Origin of the sequence: Sanguibacter suaedae, assembly GCF_016342785.1 — a bacterium.
GTDB lineage: Bacteria > Actinomycetota > Actinomycetes > Actinomycetales > Cellulomonadaceae > Sanguibacter > Sanguibacter suaedae.
This window is the reverse complement of record NZ_JAEINH010000011.1, coordinates 56,038-80,542: the sequence shown is the minus strand read 5'-3', so window position 1 is coordinate 80,542 and position 24,505 is coordinate 56,038. Positions and strand designations below refer to the sequence as shown.

The 24,505-nt window shown below is 73.2% G+C and carries 25 protein-coding genes; 11 read left to right on the top strand and 14 right to left on the bottom strand.

What is annotated here, in order from left to right; all coding sequences use genetic code 11:
* Positions 1 to 3: 3 nt before the first annotated feature.
* Complete coding sequence (locus tag JAV76_RS12775; RefSeq protein ID WP_307844218.1) at positions 4 to 1,218, top strand: O-succinylhomoserine sulfhydrylase; 1,215 nt, start codon at positions 4 to 6, stop codon at positions 1,216 to 1,218.
* Positions 1,219 to 1,240: 22 nt separating this feature from the next.
* Here JAV76_RS12775 and JAV76_RS12770 read toward each other — a convergent pair whose 3' ends face one another.
* The 5 genes from JAV76_RS12770 to purS all read right to left on the bottom strand — a co-directional run bounded on the left by JAV76_RS12770 (position 1,241) and on the right by purS (position 3,523).
* Positions 1,241 to 1,723 (bottom strand): pyridoxamine 5'-phosphate oxidase family protein, encoded by a 483-nt coding sequence (locus JAV76_RS12770; RefSeq protein WP_198734450.1) that lies wholly within the window; start codon positions 1,721 to 1,723, stop codon positions 1,241 to 1,243.
* Between the two features lie 92 nt (positions 1,724 to 1,815).
* Positions 1,816 to 2,004 carry a hypothetical protein gene (locus tag JAV76_RS12765; RefSeq protein ID WP_198734449.1) on the bottom strand — a complete coding sequence of 63 codons (189 nt, stop codon included), beginning with the start codon at positions 2,002 to 2,004 and terminating at the stop codon, positions 1,816 to 1,818.
* Positions 2,001 to 2,543: a GNAT family N-acetyltransferase gene (locus JAV76_RS12760; protein WP_198734448.1), complete on the bottom strand. Its 543-nt coding sequence runs from the start codon at positions 2,541 to 2,543 to the stop codon at positions 2,001 to 2,003. The genes JAV76_RS12765 and JAV76_RS12760 overlap by 4 nt, the downstream gene beginning before the upstream one ends.
* Before the next feature lie 3 nt (positions 2,544 to 2,546).
* Positions 2,547 to 3,260: a phosphoribosylformylglycinamidine synthase subunit PurQ gene (gene purQ / locus JAV76_RS12755; protein WP_198734447.1), complete on the bottom strand. Its 714-nt coding sequence runs from the start codon at positions 3,258 to 3,260 to the stop codon at positions 2,547 to 2,549.
* A complete protein-coding gene (purS, locus tag JAV76_RS12750) occupies positions 3,257 to 3,523 on the bottom strand; it encodes a phosphoribosylformylglycinamidine synthase subunit PurS (RefSeq protein WP_198734446.1) in 267 nt (88 codons plus the stop codon). The genes purQ and purS overlap by 4 nt, the downstream gene beginning before the upstream one ends.
* Positions 3,524 to 3,733: 210 nt before the next feature.
* On the opposite strand from purS, the gene JAV76_RS12745 reads away from it, so the two are divergent.
* The 3 genes from JAV76_RS12745 (at position 3,734) to JAV76_RS12735 (ending at position 6,423) form a co-directional block, all read left to right on the top strand.
* Positions 3,734 to 4,180, top strand: coding sequence for a hypothetical protein (locus tag JAV76_RS12745; protein WP_230402261.1), 447 nt, complete (start codon positions 3,734 to 3,736; stop codon positions 4,178 to 4,180).
* Between the two features lie 30 nt (positions 4,181 to 4,210).
* Complete coding sequence (locus JAV76_RS12740; RefSeq protein WP_198734444.1) at positions 4,211 to 4,945, top strand: hypothetical protein; 735 nt, start codon at positions 4,211 to 4,213, stop codon at positions 4,943 to 4,945.
* 125 nt (positions 4,946 to 5,070) lie between these two features.
* Positions 5,071 to 6,423 carry a hypothetical protein gene (locus JAV76_RS12735; RefSeq protein WP_198734443.1) on the top strand — a complete coding sequence of 451 codons (1,353 nt, stop codon included), beginning with the start codon at positions 5,071 to 5,073 and terminating at the stop codon, positions 6,421 to 6,423.
* A 3-nt stretch (positions 6,424 to 6,426) separates the two neighbouring features.
* On the opposite strand, the gene JAV76_RS12730 is transcribed toward JAV76_RS12735, so the two are convergent.
* The 5 genes from JAV76_RS12730 to JAV76_RS12710 all read right to left on the bottom strand — a co-directional run bounded on the left by JAV76_RS12730 (position 6,427) and on the right by JAV76_RS12710 (position 11,623).
* On the bottom strand, positions 6,427 to 7,260 hold the full coding sequence (locus tag JAV76_RS12730) for an ABC transporter ATP-binding protein (protein WP_198734442.1): 834 nt from the start codon (positions 7,258 to 7,260) through the stop codon (positions 6,427 to 6,429).
* Position 7,261: 1 nt separating this feature from the next.
* Positions 7,262 to 8,233: a FecCD family ABC transporter permease gene (locus JAV76_RS12725; protein ID WP_307844216.1), complete on the bottom strand. Its 972-nt coding sequence runs from the start codon at positions 8,231 to 8,233 to the stop codon at positions 7,262 to 7,264.
* Between the two features lie 137 nt (positions 8,234 to 8,370).
* Positions 8,371 to 9,432 (bottom strand): FecCD family ABC transporter permease, encoded by a 1,062-nt coding sequence (locus JAV76_RS12720; protein WP_198734440.1) that lies wholly within the window; start codon positions 9,430 to 9,432, stop codon positions 8,371 to 8,373.
* A gap of 19 nt (positions 9,433 to 9,451) precedes the next feature.
* A complete protein-coding gene (locus JAV76_RS12715) occupies positions 9,452 to 10,510 on the bottom strand; it encodes an iron-siderophore ABC transporter substrate-binding protein (RefSeq protein WP_198734439.1) in 1,059 nt (352 codons plus the stop codon).
* 105 nt (positions 10,511 to 10,615) lie between these two features.
* Complete coding sequence (locus JAV76_RS12710) at positions 10,616 to 11,623, bottom strand: siderophore-interacting protein (protein ID WP_198734438.1); 1,008 nt, start codon at positions 11,621 to 11,623, stop codon at positions 10,616 to 10,618.
* A 193-nt stretch (positions 11,624 to 11,816) separates the two neighbouring features.
* On the opposite strand from JAV76_RS12710, the gene JAV76_RS12705 reads away from it, so the two are divergent.
* Genes JAV76_RS12705 through JAV76_RS12680 form a run of 6 tightly spaced genes read left to right on the top strand, consistent with a single transcriptional unit; the run spans position 11,817 to position 19,842 of the window.
* Entirely contained in the window at positions 11,817 to 13,298 is a 1,482-nt protein-coding gene (locus JAV76_RS12705; protein WP_372403603.1) for a pyridoxal phosphate-dependent decarboxylase family protein, read from the top strand.
* A complete protein-coding gene (locus JAV76_RS12700; RefSeq protein ID WP_198734437.1) occupies positions 13,295 to 14,623 on the top strand; it encodes a lysine N(6)-hydroxylase/L-ornithine N(5)-oxygenase family protein in 1,329 nt (442 codons plus the stop codon). The genes JAV76_RS12705 and JAV76_RS12700 overlap by 4 nt, the downstream gene beginning before the upstream one ends.
* Positions 14,620 to 15,195, top strand: coding sequence for a GNAT family N-acetyltransferase (locus tag JAV76_RS12695; protein WP_307844215.1), 576 nt, complete (start codon positions 14,620 to 14,622; stop codon positions 15,193 to 15,195). Before JAV76_RS12700 ends, JAV76_RS12695 begins: the two co-directional genes overlap by 4 nt.
* Positions 15,192 to 17,060, top strand: coding sequence for an IucA/IucC family protein (locus JAV76_RS12690; protein WP_230402260.1), 1,869 nt, complete (start codon positions 15,192 to 15,194; stop codon positions 17,058 to 17,060). Before JAV76_RS12695 ends, JAV76_RS12690 begins: the two co-directional genes overlap by 4 nt.
* Positions 17,057 to 19,237, top strand: coding sequence for a penicillin acylase family protein (locus JAV76_RS12685; RefSeq protein WP_198734436.1), 2,181 nt, complete (start codon positions 17,057 to 17,059; stop codon positions 19,235 to 19,237). The genes JAV76_RS12690 and JAV76_RS12685 overlap by 4 nt, the downstream gene beginning before the upstream one ends.
* Entirely contained in the window at positions 19,234 to 19,842 is a 609-nt protein-coding gene (locus JAV76_RS12680) for a GNAT family N-acetyltransferase (RefSeq protein WP_198734435.1), read from the top strand. Before JAV76_RS12685 ends, JAV76_RS12680 begins: the two co-directional genes overlap by 4 nt.
* A gap of 29 nt (positions 19,843 to 19,871) precedes the next feature.
* Here the strand turns inward: JAV76_RS12680 and JAV76_RS12675 are convergent, their stop codons facing one another.
* The 4 genes from JAV76_RS12675 to JAV76_RS12660 all read right to left on the bottom strand — a co-directional run bounded on the left by JAV76_RS12675 (position 19,872) and on the right by JAV76_RS12660 (position 24,032).
* Positions 19,872 to 20,843: a phosphoribosylaminoimidazolesuccinocarboxamide synthase gene (locus tag JAV76_RS12675; protein WP_307844214.1), complete on the bottom strand. Its 972-nt coding sequence runs from the start codon at positions 20,841 to 20,843 to the stop codon at positions 19,872 to 19,874.
* A complete protein-coding gene (gene purD, locus JAV76_RS12670; RefSeq protein WP_198734434.1) occupies positions 20,840 to 22,144 on the bottom strand; it encodes a phosphoribosylamine--glycine ligase in 1,305 nt (434 codons plus the stop codon). The genes JAV76_RS12675 and purD overlap by 4 nt, the downstream gene beginning before the upstream one ends.
* A gap of 26 nt (positions 22,145 to 22,170) precedes the next feature.
* Positions 22,171 to 23,457 carry an adenylosuccinate synthase gene (locus JAV76_RS12665; RefSeq protein ID WP_198734433.1) on the bottom strand — a complete coding sequence of 429 codons (1,287 nt, stop codon included), beginning with the start codon at positions 23,455 to 23,457 and terminating at the stop codon, positions 22,171 to 22,173.
* Positions 23,458 to 23,579: 122 nt separating this feature from the next.
* Positions 23,580 to 24,032 carry a DUF3151 domain-containing protein gene (locus tag JAV76_RS12660; protein ID WP_198734432.1) on the bottom strand — a complete coding sequence of 151 codons (453 nt, stop codon included), beginning with the start codon at positions 24,030 to 24,032 and terminating at the stop codon, positions 23,580 to 23,582.
* Between the two features lie 100 nt (positions 24,033 to 24,132).
* On the opposite strand from JAV76_RS12660, the gene JAV76_RS12655 reads away from it, so the two are divergent.
* Positions 24,133 to 24,504 (top strand): STAS domain-containing protein, encoded by a 372-nt coding sequence (locus JAV76_RS12655; RefSeq protein ID WP_198734431.1) that lies wholly within the window; start codon positions 24,133 to 24,135, stop codon positions 24,502 to 24,504.
* Position 24,505: the final 1 nt, after the last annotated feature.

Here is a 24,505-nt window from a genome sequence, read left to right as displayed (position 1 = left end):
GCCGTGGACGGGCCCGCCCCGCGGGCCCTGCGGCCCGCGACGCTCGCCGTGCGCGGCGGCCAGGTCCGCTCCGACTTCGCGGAGACGTCCGAACCGGTGTTCCTCACCCAGGGGTTCGTGTACGCCAGCGGCGCCGAGGCCGAGGCCGCCTTCGCGGGCGACGTCGACCGCTTCATCTACTCCCGCTACGGCAACCCCACCGTCCACATGTTCGAGGAACGCCTTCGCCTCCTCGACGGGGCCGAGGCCTGCTACGCGACCGCCACCGGGATGTCCGCCGTGTTCACGTCCCTCGCGGCGCTCGTCAGGAGCGGGTCACGCATCGTCTCCGCGCGTGCCCTCTTCGGGTCCACCGTGGTGATCTTCGAGGAGATCTTCAAGGACTGGGGCGTGCAGGTCGACTACGTCGACGGCCACGAGACCGACCAGTGGGAGGCAGCCCTGGCCACCCCCGCGGACGTCGTGTTCTTCGAGACGCCCTCCAACCCCATGCAGGACGTCGTCGACGTGCGCCGAGTGTGCGAGCTCGCCCGCGCCGCCGGTGCCGTCGTCGTCCTCGACAACGTGTTCGCGACGCCGGTGCTGCAGCAGCCCTTCACGCTCGGCGCGGACGTCGTGGTGTACTCCGCGACCAAGCACATCGACGGGCAGGGCCGCGTCCTCGGCGGCGCGATCCTCGGCTCGAAAGAGTACATCGACGGGCCGGTGCAGAAGTTCATCCGCAACACCGGGCCGTCGCTCAGCCCCTTCAACGCGTGGGTGCTCCTCAAGGGCCTGGAGACGCTCCCGCTGCGCGTGCACGCGCAGACCGCGGCGGCGCTGCGCGTCGCCGAGCACCTCGAGACCCTGCCGGGCATCGGGCGGGTGCGCTACCCGTTCCTGCCGTCGCACCCCCAGCACGACCTCGCCCGCTCGCAGCAGTCCGGCGGCGGGACGGTCGTGACGTTCGACCTCGCCGTGCCCGACGGCACCGGCCCGGACGCGGCGAAGGCGCGGGCGTTCGCGTTCCTCGACGCCCTGGAGGTCGTGGACATCTCCAACAACCTGGGCGACGCGAAGTCCCTCGTCACGCACCCCGCGACGACGACGCACCGCAAGCTCGGCCCGGAGGGGCGCGCTGCGGTGGGCATCGCCGAGACGACGGTGCGCCTGAGCGTCGGCCTCGAGGACCCGCTGGACATCATCGAGGACGTCGAGCGGGCCCTCGCCGCGGGCTGACGGCCGTCAGCGCCGCCGCCCGTCAGAGGCGGACGGTCTCGTTCTCGCCGCCGTCGTAGCGCTCGCCGGTGAGCTTCGCCTTCGCGAAGCTCAGTGCGGACGCGACGCGTCCGCCGGGCGTGTCCCAGTACTCGGCGGTCTCGCCGCGCACGACGACGAGCACCAGCCCCGGCGTCTCGGGGCCGTCCGGGTACCAGGCCTCGGCGCTCGCACCCCACAGCTCCTTGGCGCGTGCAGTGTCCTTGACGACCTGCGCGCGGCCGGACAGCGACACCCACGACGTGCTGGTGCTCACCGTGACGTTGGCGTGGCTGTCGTGCTGGATCTCGTCGACCTTGTGGCTGTCCGCGTCGGCGAAGAACCACAGGTCGCCGTCGAAGTCGACGTCCTGGAGCCCCATGGGGCGGCTGACGAGCCGCCCGTCGGGGGCGACGGTGGTGAGCATCGCGATCTTCGCGTCGGCGATGAGCCCTGCGACCTTCTCGACAGCGGCGTCCTCGGTCATGGTGCGTCCCTCCTGTCGGCCGGTCTCGGTGTCACCGGCGTGGTCCTCCCACGGTAGGTCGGCGACGTCGGGCCCGCCCCCGGAGGCCCGGGTCAGTCGCCGCCGCCTCCACCACCGCCGTCGGACCCGCCGGAGTCGCTGCCGCCGTCGGACCACCAGGAGCCGCCGTCGCTGCTGTCGCCGCCGTGACCGCCCCCGCCGCGACGGTGGGTCCCGCGGGAGGAGGAGCGGATGGCGACGACCACGACGGCGATGATCGCGAGGGAGATGACGACCGTCATGCGGGTGTGGTCCTGTCGGTGAGGTCGAGGGTGAAGCACAGGGATCGGGGGTCGGCGGCGTACGCCCCGTAGTTCGGGATGCGCCTGTACCCGAGGGACTCGTAGAGCCCGACGGCCTCGGGCTGGGCGTCGCCGGTCTCGAGGACGAGCCGGTGGAGTCCGTGCACCGTGGCGCGGGCGTGGAGCTCGCGCATGATGCGCCGGGACAGGCCGCGCCCACGCGATCCGGGTTCGACGTAGAGGCGTTTCACCTCACCCACGGGCCCGTGGCCGTGCTCGGGGTAGAGCCCGGTGATGTCCTGGACGGCACCGCACCCGACGGGGTGCCCGTCGACGGTGAGCAGCAGGAGGACGACGAGCCCGTCACCGGTGGGTGGTGGGCCGGGCTCGTCGTCCGTGCCGTACCTGGCTCGCAGCTCGGCCTGCTGCGCGTCGCGCAGCGCGACGCCTGCCGGGTGGTCCCACGCGACGGCCTCGAGGGTCACGTCACCGGAGTCGGGCCGGGCCGCGGTGGTGTGCTGGGTCGTCTCCGCGACCATGGGTCAGGCGTGGACGAGGGTGCTGAGGACCGACGTGAAGAACTTCAGGCCGTCGGTGCCTGCCCGGGGTCCGGCGTCCCCGGCGGTGCCGAAGCCCTTCTCGACGGCGTGCTCCGGGTGGGGCATGAGTCCGACGACGTTCCCGGCCTCGTTGCTGATGCCGGCGATGCCGCGGCGTGACCCGTTGGGGTTCCACCCGGAGTAGCGGAACACGACGCGCCCCTCCCCCTCGAGCTCGTCGAGGGTGCGCTCGTCGGCGACGAACTGGCCGTCCTGGTTCTTCAGGGGGATGGTGATCTCCTCACCGTCCTCGAAGTCGCGCGTCCACGCGGTGCCGGTGTTCTCGACGGTGAGGGTCTGCTCGCGGCAGACGAACGCCAGGTGGTCGTTCTTGATCATGGAGCCGGGCAGCAGGTGGGCCTCGGTGAGGATCTGGAAGCCGTTGCAGATGCCGAGGACGGGCAGCCCACCCTGGGCGGCGTCGACGAGCGACTCCATGACGGGTGCGAACCGGGAGATGGCGCCGGCACGCAGGTAGTCCCCGTAGGAGAACCCGCCGGGGAGGACTACGGCGTCGACGTCGTGGAGGTCGGCGTCCGCGTGCCACAGGGGCACCGCGGTCCCGCCTGCGAGGCGCACGGCGCGCGCGGCGTCGCGGTCGTCGAGGGTGCCGGGGAACGTGATGACGCCGACGCGGGCGTCGGTGAGGGTGGTCATGCCTGCGAGACCTCGGCGGCGGCGTCGACGACGTTCACGACGTCCTCGATGATCGGGTTGGACAGCACACGCTCCGCGGCCTCTCGGGCGGCGGCGAGGACCTCGGGGGTGACGTCGCCCTCGACCTCGAGCTCGAACCGCTTGCCCTGACGGACGCTCACGAACTGGTCGAGGCCGAGACGCGGCAGGGCACCGGCGACGGCCTTCCCCTGCGGGTCGAGGATCTCGGGCTTCGGCATGACGTCGACGACTACGCGTCCCACAGGGGCTCCTCAGGATCGGATCTGGTGCGCTGGAGCGGCGGGTGGCTGCAGCGGGGGCCAGTTTATCGCGAGCGTCCAGCCCACCCGCGGGGCGCCCACCATGGGGACCTCGCCCCATGCGCGGAACCCCACGCAGCCTTCGCCGTGACCTAATCTGCTGGAGGACACGTACCGCCTCGGGCGTGCGACGAATCGACATGGGGGGACATCGTGGCAAGCGATCTACCGACGGTCGTGCCGACGGGAACCGTCACGATCAACTCGATCGAGGAGCTGCTCGCGAAGGCCACGGCAGTCGAAGGAGCCCTCAGCCGGCTCGCGACGGCTCGCGACGAGCTCGAGTCGATCGCGACGCGCCCCGCCCGGCAGTCGTGGTCGACGGTGCCGTCGCTGGTCACCTTCGCCCAGACGTACAGGGACGCCTCGTCCGCGATCATCGCGGTCCTCGACCAGGCCGAGCTCAAGCTCGTGGGCATGGCCGAGGCGATCCGTACCTTCGCCACCGACATGCAGTGGCAGGACCAGGCAGCGCTCGACGCCCTGAGCTCGCTCGAACGACGGATCGACGACGCGCTCGCCCCGCCCCCGATCCCCACCCCGGACGTCCAGCAGAACGGGCACATCATCAAGACCCACCAGCACCAGCAGCCGTTCTAGGAACGTCACACCAGCAGGAAGGCACCACCCGTGTCACAGTCGGAGACCCCGGACCCCCGGGAACCGGTACGAGCAGGCGCACCACGTTCGGCACGACGCCCGGCACTCGTCGCGCTGGCCGGAGCACTCGTCGTGGGCGCGGCCGCCGGAGCCCTGGTGATCTCGGGAGCCCTCGGTGACGGTTCCGACGGATCGGATCCTGCGACGACACCGGCCGCCGGAACGACTCCCGGCCCCGCGGCGTCGTCCGAGGAGGCCGAGGAGGCCGAGGTCCCGGGGGTGACCGTGGGCACCCCCGAGAACCCGTACGGGCCCGGCGACACCTTCGTCATCCTCGACGACTGGACCATGACCATCGGCGAGACCGACACCGACAGCTGGCCCGAGCTCGAACCCCAGCTCCAGCAGACCAGCCCCAGCACGATGGACTGGTATCCACCAGAACCCGGCATGGTCTACGTCTCCGCACCGTCCAGCATCGTCTACAACGGGGACACCGACGACCAGGACCGGCTCAACTCCATCACCGTGAGCCACCTCGCCGCCGACGGCACGACGACCGCCATCAACACGTGCGGCAGGTACGGGATGGCCGTCGAGACCTACTGGCCGGGCTACGTGAACGAGGACCCGTCGGCCGAAGGGGTCCCGTGCGTCGAGATCCCCCCCTCCCAGGTGGCAGGAGGCCAGTGGCAGATCTTCATCGACTGGATCGGACCCGACGGCCGACCCGACTACGTCCTCGTCCACTACACGGCTGTCTGACGACGTAGACACGCAGTCCAGCCGGACCCACCCCAGGAGGACTTATGTCGACAGAAGGAACCAACAAGAGGGCCCTGGACCGGATCCACCAGTCCTCGGTCATCGACTCCGGATCCTACGATTCCATGAAGCTCGGCAATGCGAGCGCGGCGCTCGACGAGGTCGCGGCGTCCCTGAGCAGGATCGCCGCCGACGTCGGCTGGACAGGGCGCTCGGCGGAGGACTCGGCGGAGTCGTTCGTCGAGCTCGGCCGCAAGCTGTACGAGCACTCCGCGAACGTCACCTCGTTGAAGACCGTCGCGGAGCAGGCCGAGGAGCTGGTCGCCACCAACCGCACGCTCGCCGACGGCCTCGGCGGGCCGTCGTACCAGGTCAGCGACCTCATGCAGAGCGCGCCCCTCAGCGACGACCAGGTGGAGACCCAGGCGGCCCTCGCCCTGCAACGCATCGACGCGCAGGCAGCCGCCATGCGGTCCACCGTCGACAGCATCAAGATCTTCGCGGAGGAGAACGCCGTCGACCCCCAGTCCCTCATGCCCGGCCCCACCCTGCCGAGCGACACCGGGAGGGACGGCTGGTCCGGCGCGACATCCCCGGGCGGCTACGGGCCCAGCACCACGGGCGGGCACGGCAGCACACCCTACGGTCCTGGTACACCCGGGAACGGCGGGACCGGGAGCGCACAGGTCACCTCCGGTTGGGCCGGGAACCCCGGTGGGACGGGCAGCACCGGGTACGGGGCAGGCACCGGCGGGACCGGCGCGGGCGACCACGGCGCCGGTGCGGTGGGCGCGGGTGACCACGCCACCGACGCGGGCTCAGGCGCAGGCGGCACCGGGGGACCCGCGGGCGGACCCGGCAACCACACGTCCGTCGACGGCACCACCGGCGGGTACGTCGACCGCACAGGCGGTCTCGGTGCCGGTGACCGGGCGAGCGCGTCGGCCCTCGGCAGCGGGTTCGGGACCGGTGCGGCCGGCGGGAGCAGCGCTATGGGCAGCAGCGGCCACGGACCTGCAGGACTCGGCGCCGGTGTGGTCGGCGCCGGGGCGGCAGGTCTTCTCGGTGGCGCCCGGTCCGGTGCCCTCGGGGCGGCAGGATCAGGCCTCTTCGGAGGCGGAGGCACCGGTGCCGGCTCCCGTGCAGGCGCCACCGGTATCGCAGGCCCGGGCGGCGCAGGCACAGGCGGAACCGTCGGCGCACGCGGCGCAGGCATGCCCGGGAGCGCACCGGGGACCACGGGTACCGGCGGCGCGTCGGGCGCGTCCGGCACCCACGGGGTCATGGGCGGCGGCGGTGCCGGCGCCGGCAGCTCGTCCAAGGACCGACGCCGGACCGACGGCGGCTACATCGCGCCACGCATCGACGACGACCCCACCCGACCCGACCCGGTCGCCGCCATGCGCGCCGGGTCCCGCGCCGCGCTCGCCGCCGCACCACGCCCGGCCGCACCTGAACCGGACGACGACGAGTGGTGACCCTCAGGCCACGCCCGACCGCACCCCGAACCGCCCAGGGCCGATGAGGTGCGGTGCCGCGATCGGCACCATCAGCGGTGTCCCCGTCTCCGGGTCGTCGATCACCCGGCACCGCAACCCGAACACGTCCTCCACGCCCGCAGCCGTCACCACCTCCTGCGGTGACCCCTGACTGTGGATCTGCCCCTGCTTCATCGCGATCAGATGATCCGCGTACCGGGCCGACAGGTTCAGGTCGTGCAGCACCATGACGATCGTCCGCCCCGACGACCGGTTCAGACCGCACAACAGATCCAGCACCTCGATCTGGTGCGCCACGTCCAAGAACGTCGTCGGCTCGTCCAACAACAACAGGTCCGTCTGCTGCGCCAACGCCATCGCGATCCACACCCGCTGACGCTGCCCACCCGACAGCTCATCCACCGACCGCTCCGCCAGGTCAGCCGTCCCCGTCGCCTCCAACGCGTCGGCCACGGCCACGTCGTCCTCAGGACCCCACTGCCGCAACCACCCCTGGTGCGGGTGCCGGCCCCGCCCCACCAGGTCCGCGACCGTGATGCCCTCCGGCGCGATCGGCGTCTGCGGCAACAACCCCAGCACCCGCGCCACGTCCCGCGTCGACCGCGACCGGATGTCCTTCCCGTCCAGCAGCACCCGACCACCCGACGGCGCCAACAACCGCGCCAAACCGCGCAACAACGTCGACTTCCCGCACGCGTTCGCGCCCACGATCACCGTGATCTTCCCCGGAGGGACCACCACGCTCAGATCCGGGACCACCACCCGCGAGTCGTACCCCAACGTCAACGACTCCGCGGCAAGACCATGATGCTCCACGTCACCCACCCCTTCCGGTGCGGTTCGACTGCGCCAACAGCCACAAGAGGAACGGTGCGCCCACGACGCCCGTGATGATGCCCACCGGCATGCGCACCCCACCCAACAGCTGCGCACCCACAAAATCGGCCGCCAGGACCACCGACGCCCCCACCAGCGCCGCCGGCACCAACGCCAGCCCCGACCCGCGCGCCAACCGGCGCGCGATCGGCCCCGACACGAACGCCACGAACGCCACCGGCCCCGCCGCCGCCGTCGCGATCGCCGCCAGACCCACGGCCACCACGATGAGCACCACCTTCGACCGCTCCGTCCGCACACCCAGACCCGCCGCCAGGTCGTCACCCAGCTGCAACCCCCGCAACGGGCGCGCCAGCACCAGGGCGGCAGGCAGCAGCACCGCCAGCGGCAGGAACAGGCCCGGCAGCCGCGACCACGTGCTCGCGTTGAGCGACCCCGTGAGCCACACGAGCGCCTCCGCGGCGTCCGTCACCTCGGCGCGCGTCATCGCATAGCTCACCACCGCGTTGAGGACCGCGGCCATCCCGATGCCCACGAGGACCAGGCGGTACCCGGACACCGCGCCCCGCCACGCCAACGTGTAGATCAGGGTCGCCGTGACCAGGGCACCCGCGAACGCCACCGGCGCCGCCAGCGCCGGGTTCAGCCCGAACATCGTGATCGCCACGACCGCCGCAGCGCTCGCCCCCGACGTGATCCCGATGATGTCGGGGCTCGCCAACGGGTTGCGCACCAACGTCTGGAAGATCGCACCCGACAGCCCGAACGCCGCACCCACACCCACGGCCGTGAGGGCACGCGGCAGGCGCAGGTCCCACACGACGAACGTCGCACCCTGGATCTGCGCGCCACCGATGATCCGGAACGCGTCGACCACCGACACCTGGAACGTCCCCACGCACAGCGTCACCACGAACAGGACGAGGACGAGCGCACCGAGCGACCAGCTCACGACGCGCGCGCGACGCCCCCGGGAGCGCCGGGCGGCACGCACCCGCTCCGCACCCCCGGGCCCCGCACCGTGGCCGGGCGCAACGGGCGGCGCAGCTGGAGCGCTCGGCGGTGTCACGACCGGGCGCACGTCGGCCGTCACAGCTCGGCCAGCTTCCGGCGGCGCACCAGCGCGATGAACACCGGCGCGCCGAGGACCGCGGTGACGATGCCCACCTGCAGCTGGCCGGGGCGCGCCACGACCCGCCCGAGGATGTCCGAGACCACGACGAGCCCCGCCCCGAGGACGGCGCTGTACGGGAGGATCCACCGGTAGTCGGGCCCGGTGACGGCGCGGGCGACGTGCGGCACGGTCAGGCCGACGAAGGCGACGGGCCCCGCCGCGGCCGTGGACCCGCCGGCGAGGAGGACGATGCCCACGGCCGCGAGGGCCCGGGAGCGCCCCACGTGCTGGCCGAGACCGCGGGCCACGTCGTCCCCGAGGGACAGGGCGTTGAGCACGCGGCCGCTGGCCAGCGCCACCACGGCGCCGACCGCGAGGTACGGGGCGACCGTGGCGACGGTCTCCATGGACCGCCCGGACACGGCGCCCACCTGCCAGAACCGGAAGGTGTCGAGGGAGTCGGTGCTCGTGATGAGCATCGCGGTGATGAGGGACGTGAGGGCGGCGGTGATGCACGCCCCGGCGAGCGCGAGCTTCACGGGGGTCGCGCCCCCACGGCCCAGGGACGCGACGGCGTACACGGCGACGGACGCCATGGCCGCCCCGGCGAACGCGAACCACACGTACTGGGTGGGCGAGGTGATGCCGAGGACGACGATCCCCAGGACGACGAGCACGGAGGCGCCGGCGTTGACGCCGAGGATGCCCGGGTCGGCGAGGGGGTTGCGGGTGACGCCCTGCATGAGGGCGCCGGCGAGGCCGAGGGCCGCGCCGACGAGGAGGCCGAGGACGGTGCGCGGGATGCGGGAGCGCACGGCCTCGTGCTCGATGTCACCGGGGGTGTAGGCGGTGAGCGCGTCCCACGCGTGGGCGAGGGGCACCTCGCGGGCGCCGACGGCGACGCTCACGAGGGCGCAGAGGACGAGGGCGGCGGCCCCGGCGACGAGGCCGACGACGAGGACCGACCGACGCCGACCAGCCGGCCGCGCCCCTGTGCGGGGTGCGACCGGCTGGTGCGGGACGGCGGGTGCGGTCATCGGCGGGTGGTGCTGCCCGTCACTCGGTCTCGGCTGCGGCGGCCTGGATGAGCGGGACGTACTGGTCGACGGCCCACGGGATGGACAGCGGCGACGGGGCGGACGTGGAGAGGATGAACGTCGGGTCGTCGAGGGTGACGACGGCGCCGGACTTGATGGCGGGGATGGTGCCGAGGAGCGGGTCGGCCTTGACGGCCTCGAGGTGCTCGGGGCTGTCGACGTACGCGAAGACGATGTCCGCGTCGATGGTGTCGGCGAGCTCGGCGCTGATGGTCCCGAAGAACTCGTCGTTGCCCTCGGAGAGGGTCTCGATGCTCGGGGCGCTCTCGAGGCCGAGGGACTCGACGAACTCCACGCGGGAGTCCTCGGTCGTGTAGTAGGTGACGGTCGACGGGTCGGCCGAGCTGAAGGACAGGTACGCGAAGGTCTTGCCCTGGATCTCGGGGGCGGCCTCGACGGCTGCGGCGATGTCCTCCTCGATCTGCGACTCGAGGTCGTCCGCCTGGTCCTCGAGCCCGAGGGCGCGGCCGGTGACGTCGAGCTGGTCCTTCCAGTCGGTGCCCCACGCGACCTCGGGGTACGCGACGGTGGGCGCGATCTTCTCCAGCTGGTCGTACTCGTCCTGCGTGAGGCCGGAGTAGGTGCCGAGGATGAGGTCGGGGGCGGCGGTCTGGATGTCCTCGAGGGGGGTGCCGTCGGCCTCGGAGAAGAGGGTGGGCCGCTCGTCGCCGAGCGCCTCGAGGGCCTCGAGGGTCCACGGGAGGTACCCGTCCTCGTCGCCGCCGTAGGTGGAGAACGGCATGGCGGTGGGCACGACGCCGAGCGCGATGACGGCGTCCTGGTTGGCCCAGCTGATGGTCACGACGGACGAGGGCGCGGAGTCGACGACGGTCTCGCCGAGGGCGTGCTCGATGGTCACGGGGAACGCGTCGGTGTCGGCGCCCGCGGCGGGGGCGGACGAGTCGCCGGACGAGGTGGAGTCCGTGCTGCACGCGGCGAGACCGGCGAGGGCGAGGGCGCCCCCGGCGACGGTCGCGGCGGCGCGGGCCGCGCGGGAGGTGGGGCGGAGGATGCTCACTGGTGTTCCTTCTCTGCTGTGCTTCGGCGCGTCCGGGCGGGGGCGCGGACGGCGGGGACGACGGACGGTTCCGTCAGGTCTGGTGGGGTGGGCGGTGCGCGGTGGTCAGCACTCGGCGCGGCCGCGGCGCCAGTACCCCATGAACGCGACGGACCGGCGGTCGATGCCGAGGTCGCGGACGAGGTGGCGGCGGAGCTCGCGGACGACGGCGGCCTCGCCGGCGATCCACGCGTAGCAGCCGGGGACGGCGCTGCCCGTGGTGGGGGCGTCGTGGCCGGAGGGCACGTCCCAGAGGATCGTGGAGTCGATGTCGACGTCCTCGGGCTCGAGGCCCGCGAGGATCTCGGCGGCGGCGCGGTCGGTGGCGACCTGCTCCTGGCGGCGGGCCTCCATGCAGGCGCGGACGGCGGCGTCGAGGAGGACGCCGCGCTCGTGCTCGGTGCCGTCGGCCTCGCGGCGCGGGAGCCAGGTGAGGTGGACGCCGTCGGGGACGCGGACGTCGAGGGCGTCGCCCTCCTCGGGGACCTCGAGGAACGCGTGGGCGGCGGTCCCGGCGGGGAGGCTCTCGACGATGGAGGTGATGGCGGGTGCCGCGGTCTCGTCGCCGGCGAGGAGCAGGGTGCGGGCGGTGGCGGGCGGGGTCCACTCGAGGCCGACGGGCGGGCCGTCGTAGAGGGCGTTGGGGCCGCTGATGACGGCGGTGTCGCCGGGGGCGACCTGCGCGACCCAGCGGGACGCGGGGCCGGAGTGGCCGTCGGCGTCGGTGTGGAGGACGAAGTCGACGTCGACCTCGACGTCGCCGGTGGCCGTGGTGCGCACGGCGCGGACGGTGTAGGTGCGGAAGGGGTTGCGCTGGTCGTCGGGCAGGGCGCGCCAGTCCTGGTACCAGGAGTCGGAGCTGAAGTCGGCGATGTCCGCCGGGCGTCCTGCGGGGGTGGGGAGGACCACCTTGATGCGTTGGTCGAGGCCCGTGCGACCGAAGTCGGCGAGGTCCGGCCCGGCGAAGGTCAGGCGGACGAAGGAGGGGCTCAGGCGCCGCACCCGGCTCACGGTGACGCCGAACGCTCGGTAGGACGGCTGGGCCCGTACCTCGGTCGCTGCAGTGGTCGACATGCTTCGAGTATGGCATGCCTAACCTTCGCCTGGGTATGGATCGCCTAACCTCAGTCGGTGTGAAGTGCTTCACACGGGATGTCCTGAGATTCCGGAGGAATGTCGCACATCGTGCGCTACCTTGGTCGACGTTAGGTAAGGCGACCCTTACGGTACGCCTGCAGACCTTCTCCCCACCGCCAGGAGCGACCCAGTGCACGAGCTGCTGTCCTCGGCCACCGCCGACACCTACACCGCCACCATGCACGACGCGGTGGACCGCATCGCCCGCCGGTTCCGCGAGACCACCCGGCCGTTCTCCGGGGCGAGCCGCGCCGAGCTCCAGTCCCTCGTCGACGCCGTCGACCTCGACGGCCCCGGCCGCGGCACCGCTGCCGCCGTCCTCGAGGCCGACACCCTCTTCGCGGAGCACGCCGTGTGGTTCCACCACCCCGACTACGCCGCGCACCTCAACTGCCCCGTCGCCCTCCCCGCCGTCGCCGCCGAGGCCGTCGTCGCCGCCGTCAACGCGTCCCTCGACACGTACGACCAGTCGACCGTCGGGACCCTCATGGAACGCCACCTCGTCGACTGGGTGACCGCGCGCATCGGGTTCCCCGCCGGCGACGGGATCTTCACGTCCGGCGGTACCCAGTCCAACCTCCAGGCGCTCCTCGTCGCCCGCGACCACGCCCTCGCGACCGCCGAACCCCTCCCCGGGGCGCCCGACGCCCTGCGCCGCCTCGTCATCCTCGCCACGGCGTCGAGCCACTTCAGCGTCCAGAAGTCCGCACGGATCCTCGGCCTCGGGGACGACGCCGTCGTCGCCGTCGCCACCGACTCGTCCGGGCGCATGGACCCCGCCGCCCTCCGCGACGCCCTCGACCTGTGCCGCGCGTCGGGCAGCGTCCCCATGTGCGTGGTCGCCACCGCCGGTACGACGGACCGCGGGTGCATCGACCCGCTCGCCCCCATCGCCGACGCCTGCGACGCCACCGGCACGTGGCTGCACGTCGACGCCGCCTACGGGTGCGGCCTCCTCGTCTCCCCCACGCGACGCCACCTCCTCGACGGCATCGAGCGTGCCCGCTCCGTCACCGTCGACTTCCACAAGAGCTTCTTCCAGCCCGTGTCGTCCAGCGCCGTCCTCGTGCGCGACCCTGCCGACCTCGCCCCCGTCACCTGGTACGCCGACTACCTCAACCCCGCCGGTAGCGAGGAACCCAACCAGGTGGACAAGTCCATCCAGACCACGCGGCGCTTCGACGCCCTCAAGCTCTGGGTCACCCTGCGCGCCCTCGGCGCCGACCGCCTCGGCGAGATGTTCGACGAGGTCGTGGACCTCGCCGCCCGCGCCCACACCATGGTCGAGGACGACCCCGACCTGCGGCTCGTCGGCCGCTCCCAGCTGAGCACCGTCCTCTTCCGCTACCAGCCCGCCGGGCTCACCGACGCCGACGCCGACGCCCTCGTCCCCCTCGTGCGCCGCGTCCTGTTCCAGTCCGGCCGGACCCTCGTCGCCAAGACCGTCGTCGACGGCCGCCCCTGCCTCAAGCTCACCCTGCTCAACCCGGAGTCCACCGACACGGACGTCCGCCGCGTCCTCGACGTCGTCCGCGGCGCCGCGTCCGCCCTCGTCGAGGAGGCGAGGATGCTCGCCCCCGTCCCCGCCCTCGAGGCGGAGGTGGTCCTGTGAGCACCCGCACCCACGACGTCGTCGGCATCGGCATCGGCCCCTTCAACCTGGGCCTCGCGTGCCTCAGCGCCCCCCTCGACGACGTCGACGCCGTGTTCCTCGACTCCGCCGACGGCTTCGCGTGGCACCCCGGCATGATGATCGAGGGCGCCACCATCCAGGTCCCCTTCCTCGCGGACCTCGTCACCATGGCCGACCCCACGTCGCCGTACTCCTTCCTCAGCTACCTCAAGGCCACCGGCCGCCTCTACCCCTTCTACATCCGGGAGAGCTTCTACCCGCTGCGCGCCGAGTACGACGCGTACTGCCGGTGGGCCGCCCAGCAGCTCGACACCCTGCGCTGGGGCCGCACCGTCGTCGCCCTCGAGACCGACCCGCACGACGACGACCTCTACCTCGTGCGAGCCGTGCGCACCGACACCGGGGACGAGGAGGTCTACCGGGCGCGGCACGTCGTCCTCGGCACCGGCACCAGCCCCGTCGTCCCCGCCGCCCTGCGCGGCGCCACCGGGCCCGTCCTGCACTCCGCCGACTACCTCACCCACCGCGACCACCTGCGCACCCTGCCGTCGGTGACCGTCGTCGGCTCCGGGCAGTCCGCCGCCGAGATCTACCGCGACCTCCTCGAGGACGTCGACACCCACGGCTACCGGCTGGACTGGGTGACCCGCTCCCCGCGGTTCTTCCCCATGGAGTACACGAAGCTCACGCTCGAGATGACGTCCCCCGAGTACACCGACCACTTCCACTCCCTGCCCCACGAGACCCGCCAGCGCCTCGGCCGCGACCAGCGCGCCCTCTACAAGGGCATCAGCGGCGACCTCGTCGACGACATCTACGACACCCTCTACCGCAAGTCCGTCACCGGCCCCGTCCCCACGACGCTCCTCACCGACACCGAGGTCCTCGGTGTCCGCTGGGACGCCGGCGCCGCCGAGCACACCCTGCGCCTGCGTCACGACCAGCTGGACGTCGAGCACGAGCGCCGCACCAGCGCGATCGTCCTCGCCACCGGGTACGCCGCACGCGTCCCCGACTTCGTCCTCGGCGTCCGCGAGCGCCTCGCCTGGGACCCGACGGGCCGGTTCGACGTGGCCCGCGACTACTCCGTGGACGGGGGGCGGGGTCGGGTGTTCGTGCAGAACGCGGAGGACCACACGCACGGCATCACGGCCCCGGACCTGGGGTTCGGGCCGTGGCGCAACTCGTCGATCCTCGCGTCGGTGACGGGCCGTGAGGTGTACCCGATGGAGCGGCGCATCGCGTTCCAGGAGTTCGGGGTGCCGGCCGACGCGCTGCGTCCCCAGGCCGTGGTTGAGCCGTGAGCGGCGCACCGGTGCGCGCGGCCGAGTGCGTGGTGCGCGACGTGACGCTCGAGCCGTTCGACGTCGACCGGGACGCCGCCACGCTGCACGCGTGGCTGCGCGACCCGGCGTCGGCGTTCTGGCAGATGACGCACCTCGACGCCGACGAGGTCCGCGCGTACGCGCGGTCCGTGGTGGACGACGCGCACCAGGACGCGTGGCTCGGCCGCGTCGACGGCGTGCCCACGTTCTACGTGGAGACGTACGACCCGGCGCGGGTGCTCCTCACCGACGTCCACCAGGCCCTGCCGGGCGACGTCGGCATGCACCTGCTCGTCGCACCGCCACCGGCCGAGCCGGTGCACGGCCTCACGTCGGCCGTCATGGCCGCCGTGGTGCGGTTCCTCCTCGTCGACCGTGGCGCGGGCCGCGTCGTGGTCGAGCCCGACGTGCGCAACGAGCGCATCGCCGCGAAGAACGCGGCCGCGGGGTTCCGCGTGCTTCGGCGCGTGGCTCTGCCCGGCAAGGAGGCGCTCCTGTCGGTGTGCACCCTCGACGCCTTCCTCCTCAGCCCTCTCGGACGGACCTCATGACCCTCACGACCGACGCCACCTCCACCTCGACCTCCAGGACAACGGTGGCCGCCCCGCCCGCGGACGCGTGGACCGCCCCGCACCTGCGCCCCGACACCATGGCCGCGGCCCACCGCCACCTCGCGGCGAAGGCCCTCGCGGAGTTCACGCACGAGCGCCTCCTGGCGCCCGTGCCCGACCGTGAGGGAGACCACGGAGAGGACCTGGACCACGACCCGACGGCGCCCGCTGCCTACCGAGTGGAGCTCGACGGTGGCCGCGCGGTGTACCGGTTCCGGGCCCGCCGCACGGCCCTGGAGCACTGGGTGATCGACGAACCGAGCCTCACCCGGGAGGTCGACGGGAGGCACGCGCCGCTCGACGCCCTCGACCTCGTGCTCGACCTCCAGGAACAGCTCCAGGTGCCCGCCGACCTCCTGCCCGTGTACCTCGAGGAGGTGTCGTCGACGCTCGCGAGCGCCGCGTACCGCATCCACCACGGGGGGCCGGCCGTCGCGGAGCTCGTCCACGAGGACCTCGCCACGGTGGAACGGTCCATGACCGAGGGCCACCCGGGGTTCGTCGCCAACAACGGGCGCATCGGGTTCGGCGCCACCGAGCACGCCGCGTACTCCCCCGAGGCCGCCGCGCCCGTCCGCCTCGTGTGGCTGGCCGTGCGCCGGGCGACGAGCCACCTGGCGCTCGGTGCGGGCGTCGACGAGGACACGTTCTACCTCGACGAGCTGGGCCGGGCCACTCTCGACCGGTTCGCCACGACCCTGCGCGCCCGCGGGCTGGACCCGGCGGACTACCGGTACCTGCCCGTCCACCCCTGGCAGTGGGAGCACCGCGTGGCGGTGACGTTCGCCGCCGACGTGGGCCGCGGCGACCTCGTGCTCCTCGGCGAGGGCGACGACGAGTACCAGGCCCAGCAGTCCGTGCGGACCTTCCTCAACCGCTCGCGCCCCGACCGCCACTACGTCAAGGTGGCGCTGGCCGTGCAGAACATGGGGTTCCTGCGGGGCCTGTCCCCCGCGTACATGGAGCGCACACCCGCGATCAACGACTGGGTGGCGGGCGTCGTCGCCGACGACCCGACGCTGCGCGCGTGCGGGTTCCGCGTGCTGCGCGAGCGGGTGGCAATCGGGTACACGGGCGACGTCTACCACCGCACGGAGCAGCCGAGCGCGTACCGCAAGATGCTCGCCGCCCTGTGGCGGGAGAGCCCGGAGACGCTCGTGGAACCGTCGCAGCGGCTCGCAACCATGGCGTCCCTCCTGCACCGGGACGCCGCGGGCGACGCGTTCGTCACGGCCCTCGTCCGCGAGTCCGGCGTCCCCGCCGCCGTCTGGGTGGAGCGCTACCTCGACGCCTACCTCCGTCCCGTCGTGCACTGCCTCCTGGTGCACGACCTCGCGTTCATGCCGCACGGCGAGAACCTCATCCTCGTCCTCGACCGGCAGGTGCCCGTCGGGGTGTTCATGAAGGACATCGGCGAGGAGGTCGCCGTGCTCGCCGCGCGCGACCTTCCCGAGGGCGTGCAACGCATCTGCCACGAGGTCGCCGACGACGAGAAGGCCCTGGCCGTCCTCACCGACGTGTTCGACGGGTTCTTCCGGCACCTCGCCGCGATCCTCCACGTCGACGGGGTGCTCCCCGAGGTCGAGTTCTGGGGGCTCGTCGCCCGGTGCATCGACCGGCACCGCGCCGACCACCCGGGCATCACGTCCGGCGTGGACCTGCGCGCCGAGCGGTTCGCGCACTCGTGCCTCAACCGTCTCCAGCTGCGCAACACCCTGCAGATGGTGGACCTCACCGACCAGTCCTCGTCGCTCATCTACGCCGGGACCCTCGCCAACCCCGCCGGCCGCGGCGCCCACCCGTGAGCGCCGAGCTCTTCCGCGACGCGTGGGGCGTCCCGCACCTGCGGGCGTCCGACCACCTCGAGCTCGCCGAGGCCCAGGGGCGCGTCACCGCCCTGGACCGCGGGTGGCAGATCGAGGTGGACCGGTGGCGCGCCGAGGGGCGGCTCGCGGAGCGGATCGGTGCGGGCGGCCTCGCGTGGGACCGGTTCGCCCGACGCTCCCGGCTGCCCGACACCGCCCGCGCGGTCTACGAGGGTCTGGCTGCCGGCGACCGCGCGTGGGTCGACGCGTACGTGCGTGGAGTGAACGCCGGGCTGGCCGGGTCGCCGCGCCCCGCCGAGGTCCGGGCGCTCGACGCCCGGTTCGGGGACACCACCCCGCACGAGCCGTGGCCCGCGTGGGCGCCCGTCGGCGTGCTCCTCGTCGCGCACGCCCTGTTCTCCACCTTCCCGCACCTGCTGTGGGCCGAGCACGTCGCCCGGACCCTCGGGCCCGGCGCCGTCGGGCTGTTCATGGGAGGCGAGAGGGTCCCCGCCTCGGGCAGCAACGCGTGGGGCCTGCACGGGTCGCGCACCGCGAGCGGCCTGCCCCTCCTGGCCGGCGACCCGCACCGCGTCCTCGAGCTGCCCGGCGTGTACCAGCAGGTGCACCTCGCCTGCCCGGACTTCGACGTCGTCGGTCTCGCGTTCCCCGGTGTCCCCGGCATCGCGCACTTCGGGCACACCGGGGGTGTCGCGTGGGGCGTGACCAACGCCCTCGCCCACCAAGCCGACGTCCACCGCGAGGACCTGCGCCGCGACGGCGAGCACGTCGAAGCCAGGGGGCCCGACGGCTGGGAACCCGTCCACCGGTCCGAGGAGACCGCCCTCGTGCGCGGCGGTGAGCCCGTGACCATAGAGGTCCTCGAGACCGTCCGCGGTCCCGTGGTCGTCGGCGGCGCGACCGACCCGGCTGGGTCGACCCGGTCGGCTGACGCGCGGGGAACCCTCGGCAGCTCGGCGTTCAGCCTCCGCACGCCCGTCCGGGTCGACGCCGACGCGGGGATCGGGGCCCTCCTGCCCCTCCTGCGGGCCCGCACCACCGACGACGTGGTCGCCGCGCTCGACGGCTGGGTGGACCCCGTCAACCGGGTGGTCGCCGCCGACACCCGCGGGCGCGTCGTGAGCGTCGTCGCCGGCCGGTGCCCCGAGCGCGCACCCGCGCAGCGCGTACGCCCCCTCGACGCGTGGTCGCCCGACGCGCGGCCCGCGCCGTGGCGCACCATGCCGCCCGCGTGGGAGGTCGTGGACCTCGTGGTCGACGCCAACGAGCGCCCCGCCGACCCCGACCGCGACCTCGGGTGCACGTACGCCCCGCCGCACCGGGCACGACGCGTCCGCGAGCTCCTCGCGGAGCAGCAGCACGCGACGGCCGCGGACATGGGAGCAGTCCACGGTGACACGCACCTCGCGGGGACCAACGTGCTCCTCGGGCGCCTCGCCGCGCTCGACGACCTGTGCGTCCCCGCGAAGGACCTCCGCGAGCTCCTCCTCGGCTGGGACGGGCGCATGGACGCCGGGAGCTCCGCGGCCGGCGCCTACGCCGCGCTCCGCACGGCGCTCGTCACCCGCGTCGCGGCGCACCCCGCGCTCGCCCCGCTCCACCGGCCCCACGGCGCCGGTGACGTCCTCGCGCCGTGGTTCTCCGTCGTCGCCCGCGTCGGCGACGCCCTGCCCGAGCTCCTCGCCTCGCGACGCGGCGACGTCGCCCCCGACGGGAGCACCGACGACAGCGGGCACAGCGGCGACCTGCCGCTCCTCGACGTGGCCACCGAGCTCCGTGCGGCGCTCGACGACGTCGCCCACCGCGAGACCGGGACGTGGGGCGACGCCCACACCGTGCTCCCCGTCCACGTCCTCGCCGACGTCGACGGCTGCACACCGCCCCCCGTCCCAGCCGTCCCCCTCGGCGGCGACACCGACTGCGTGTGCGCCACCACGAGCACCCCCGGCCTCACCGACCGCTCCTGGCGCGGACCTGTCGCCCGCTGGGTGTGGGACCTCGCCGACCGCTCCGCCAGCCGGTGGGCCGTCCCCTTCGGCACGCACGGCGACCCCGACCACCCCCATTTCGCCGACCAGCACCCGCTGTGGGCGCGCGCCGGCACCCTCCCCGTCGTCGACGACTGGGACCAACTCGCCCGAGAGGACCTCCCATGACCGCCCCCACGCCCACCGCCGGCACCGGAACCGGAACCGACGGGGTGCGCCTCGCGCACGGCCCCCGCGGCACCACCGTCCACACCGGGCAGCACCCCCGCCTCGGGCGGGTCACCGTGACGGTGCTCGACCCCGACGCCGACCTCGACACCGTCCACGCGTGGGTCACCGCGCCCGGCACCGAGTTCTGGGGCCTCGGAGATCTCGGCCGCGAGGACCTGCGCGAGCTCTACGCGTTCGTCGACTCCCTCGACACCCACCACGCGTTCCTCGTCCGCGTCGAGGACACACCCGTCGCGCTGCTCCAGACGTACGACCCGGCGCACGACCCCGTCGGCGAGCGCTACCCGGTGCAGGCCGGCGACGTGGGCGTCCACCTCCTCGTCGGGCGCGGCGACGCACGGCTCCCCGGGTACAGCGGGATGCTCGTCGGCGCCATGGGTGAGTTCGTCCTCGGGCAGCCGGGCGCGCGACGGATCGTCGTCGAGCCCGACGTGCGCAACGACCGTGCCGTGGCACGGATGGTGCGCTCCGGGTTCGAGCTCGGACCCGTGATCGAGATGCCGCAGAAGACCGCACAGCTCGCGTTCCTCACCCCGCGCTGAGCGGCGGGCCGGGCGGACCGGCCCGGAGCTCAGGCCAGGTCGGACCCGGTGATCCGCCGGTAGGCGTCGAGGTACCGCAGTCGCGTGGCTTCCACGACCTCCGGGGTGAGCTCGGGCGGCGGCGTGTCCCCGGTGCGGTCCCACCCCGCGGCGTCCGACACGAGCCAGTCCCGGATGGGCTGCTTGTCGAAGCTCGGCTGCGCGCGACCCGGCTCCCAGTCGTCGACCGGCCAGAACCGGGACGAGTCCGGGGTGAGGACCTCGTCGCCGAGAACGAGCGCACCGGTCACCGGGTCGGTGCCGAACTCGAGCTTGGTGTCCGCGAGGATCACGCCACGCTCCCGGGCGACGGCCTCGGCGCGGGCGTACACCGCGAGGGTGAGGTCGCGCAGACGCTCCGCGTCGGCGCGGCCGATCCGCTCGGCGACCACGTCGAGGCTCACGTTCTCGTCGTGCTCCCCCACCTCCGCCTTGGTGGCCGGCGTGAAGATCGGTTCCGGGAGACGGGAACCGTCGACGAGCCCGTCGGGCAGCGGCACGCCGCACACCGACCGCGACTCCCGGTACTCGACGAGCCCGGACCCCGTGAGGTAGCCGCGGGCCACGCACTCCACGGGGAACATCTCCAGGCGACGGCACACCATGGCGCGCCCGGCGACGGCGGCGGGCACGAGCCCGTCGGCCGGCGCGGCGGACACGGCGGTGCTGACCACGTGGTTGTCGACGAGGTCGGCGAGCTGCTCGAACCACCACAGGCTCAGCTGGGTGAGGACCGTCCCCTTGTCGGGGATGCCGGGGCTGAGCACGTGGTCGTAGGCGCTCACCCGGTCGGACGCCACGACGAGGACCACGTCACCCAGGGGGTGCGCGCCGCCGTGCTGCGCGAGGTCGGGCTCGTAGAGGTCTCGGACCTTCCCGGAGTACACGTGCGTCCAGCCGGGCAGGTCGAGGACGTCGGCGTCCAGGCCCTGCCCCCCGGCGCCCACCCCGGTGCTCGTCACAGCGCACCACCGACGGTGCCGCCGGCGGCGGCCTTCTCCGCGATGTCGGTGCGGTGGTGCCCGCCGGGCAGGACGACGCGGTCCACCCCGGAGTACGCGACCCGCCGCGCCTCGCGCAGGTCCGCGCCCACGCCCACCACGGACAGGACGCGGCCGCCCGCGCTCACGAGGCCGCCCTCGCCGTCGGACGCCGTCCCTGCGTGGAGGACGTGCACGCCCGGCAGGTCCTCGGCGTCGCGGACGCCGGTGACCGGGCCGCCGGTCTGCGGGGACGCCGGGTAGCCGCCGGACGCGACGACGACGGTCACCGCGGCCTCGTCGCGCCACCGCAGGGGCGGGAGGTCGGCGAGGCGCCCGGTGGCGGCCGCGAGGAGGAGCACGGAGAGCGGCGACGCGAGACGCGACAGCACCACCTGGGTCTCCGGGTCGCCGAACCGCGCGTTGAACTCGACGACGCGCGTGCCGCGGCTCGTCAGCGCGAGGCCCACGTACAGGACCCCCACGAAGGGGATGCCGCGGGCACGCATCTCGTCGATCGTCGGCTGCGCCACCCGCTCCACGACCTCGTCGACCAGGCCCTCGGGCGCCCACGGCAGAGGGCTGTACGCACCCATGCCCCCCGTGTTGGGGCCTGCGTCCCCGTCGAACGCCCGCTTGAAGTCCTGCGCGGGGGCGAGCGGCACCACCGTCTCCCCGTCGCTGATGCAGAACAACGACACCTCGGGGCCGTCGAGGTACTCCTCGATCACCACCCGTGGGTCCCCGCCGCGGTCGGGGTTCGCGAAGCACTCCTGGGCGTGGCGCATCGCGTCCAGGCGCACGTCCGTGACGACCACGCCCTTCCCGGCGGCGAGCCCGTCGTCCTTGACGACGTACGGCGGGCCGAACGCGTCGAGGGCGTCGCCCACCTGGTCGGTGGTCGAGCACACGTGCGCCATGGCCGTCGGCACGCCCGCCGTGGCCATGACGTCCTTGGCGAACGCCTTGGAGCCCTCGAGACGGGCGGCGTCGGCGCTCGGTCCGAACACGGGGATGCCGTGCGCCCGCACCGCGTTCGCGACGCCCGCGACGAGCGGCGCCTCCGGTCCCACGACCACGAGCTCCGCGCCGACCTCGAGGGCGAGCGCCGCGACGGCCGCGCCGTCGAGCGCATCGACGGGGTGCAGCCGCGCGAGCTCCCCGATGCCCGGGTTGCCGGGCGCCGCGTGGAGCTCGTGCGGACCGTTCCCCGGCGCTTCGTGCGCCAGGGAGTGGACGATGGCGTGCTCGCGGGCACCGGAACCGACGACGAGGATCTTCACGGGCGTGAGTCTAACGACGCAGTCGCTCAGTCGATGAGGTCGAACCGCTGGATGGTCGCCTCGCGGTCGGGACCCACCCCGATGGACGACATCCGCGTGCCCGACATCTCCTCGAGGGCGAGCACGTACCGCTGCGCGTTCACCGGCAGGTCCTCGAACGTGCGGGCACCCGTGATGTCCTCGGTCCACCCGTCGAGCTCCTCGTAGATGGGCTTCGCGTGGTGGAAGGCGCTCTGGTCCGTGGGCATCTCGTCGTGGCGCACCCCGTCGACGTCGTACGCGACGCACACCGGGATCTTCTCGATGCCCGTGAGGACGTCGAGCTTGGTGAGGACGAAGTCGGTGAGACCGTTGACGCGGCTCGAGTACCGCGCGATGACCGCGTCATACCAGCCGCAGCGACGGGGCCGGCCCGTGGTGACACCGAACTCGTGGCCCGTGGCGCGCAGGAACTCGCCGGACTCGTCGAAGAGCTCCGTGGGGAACGGGCCTTCGCCGACGCGCGTCGTGTACGCCTTGATGACACCCACCACGCGGTCGATGCGCGTAGGACCGATCCCGGACCCGGTGCACACCCCGCCCGCGGTGGCGTTCGACGACGTGACGAACGGGTACGTGCCGTGGTCGACGTCGAGCATGGTCGCCTGGCCGCCCTCGAAGAGGACGGTCTGCCCGGCGTCGAGCGCCTGGTTGAGGACGAGCGCGGTGTCCGCGACCATCGGGCGCAGGCGCTCCGTGTACTGCAGCAGCTCCTCGACGGTCTCGTCGACCGTGATGGCCCGACGGTTGAAGACCTTCACGAGGAGGTGGTTCTTCTGGTCGAGGGCGCCCTCGACCTTGGCGCGGAGGATCTTCTCGTCGAAGAGGTCCCACACGCGGATGCCCGTGCGGTTGATCTTGTCCGCGTACGTGGGGCCGATGCCGCGACCGGTGGTGCCGATCTTCCGCTTGCCGAGGAAGCGCTCGGTGATCTTGTCCATCGTCCGGTTGTACGGCGCGATGACGTGAGCGGAGCCCGAGACGAGGAGCCGCGAGACGTCGACGCCGCGCGCGACGAGCGCGTCGAGCTCCTCGTACAGGACCTCGATGTCGACGACCACGCCGTTGCCGATGACCGGGGTGACCCCGGGCGACAGGATGCCGGAGGGCAACAGGTGCAGCGCGTACTTCTCACCGCCGACGACCACGGTGTGGCCCGCGTTGTTCCCGCCGTTGAACTTCACGACGTAGTCGACGCGCGAGCCGAGCTGGTCGGTCGCCTTGCCCTTGCCTTCGTCGCCCCACTGGGCACCGACGACTACCACGGCTGGCATGGAATTCCCCGCTTTCGAGCTGCCTGTGTGTGGGCGGCGCCGCGCTCATGGTCGCTTCGGCGTTCCGGGCCTCCGGGCGGCAGCCACCCGATCTCCCCGGGGAGTTTACCGTTACTTTGCGTTCAGCGCAGCGCCCGGACCTCGTCGGCCGACGTGCCGGAGTCCACGAGGAACGCGACGCACCGCTCGGCCTCCTCGACCTCCCCGATGAGCTCCGCCGCCTCGGCGAGCGCGAGCAGGGCCCGCAGGAACCCCTGGTTGGGGACGTGCTCGGCGGGAACGGGGCCCTGGCCGCGCCAGCCGGCCCGACGCAGGAAGTCGAGCCCGCGGTGGTACCCGGTGCGGGCGAACGCGTAGGCGGTGACGTCGTCGCCGCGGTCGAGCGCGTCCTCGGCGAGCACGGCCCACGCGTACGACGACGCGGGGTGGTCGCGGGCGACGTCCGCGACGGCGCGGCCGCCGGCGACCTCGCTGCGGGCCGTCATGTCGGGGTGGTCCTCGGCGAGCATCGCGGGTGCCGGGCCGGGCAGGAGGTTCGCGGACGGGCGGGGCGCGGGGTGCGGGACGTGGCTCATGCGGCCATTGTCCACCCGTGCCGTCACGGTCGTACAACGAAAGGCGAGCACGCCGGGGACCGGCGTGCAGGGCCCATGTGCCGTGGTTAGAGTCGACAGCATGATCGAGATCGCGACATCACCTGCGACCACCACGCTCGTGATCGCCGGAGATCTCGACCTCGCGGAGCGTGACCAGTTCCCCGAGATCGCGGCCCGGGTGGTCGGACTCCGCCGACAGCTCCTCGTCATCGACATGTGCCGGGTGACGTTCATGGACTCCACCGGCGCGGCGTTCCTCATCTCCCTCGCCGACTCCGGTCGCAAGCGCGGGGGCGCCACGGTGCTGCGCGGGTGCGACGACCGCGACCTGTTCGTCCTCGAGGTCTGCGGGGCGCTCGAGCTGTTCCGCATCGACGCGGACCACGCGTGCGACCCGGCGACACCGGCCGGCGGTGTGCCGCTCGTCGGCGAGGGCACACCCGAGGCCTGAC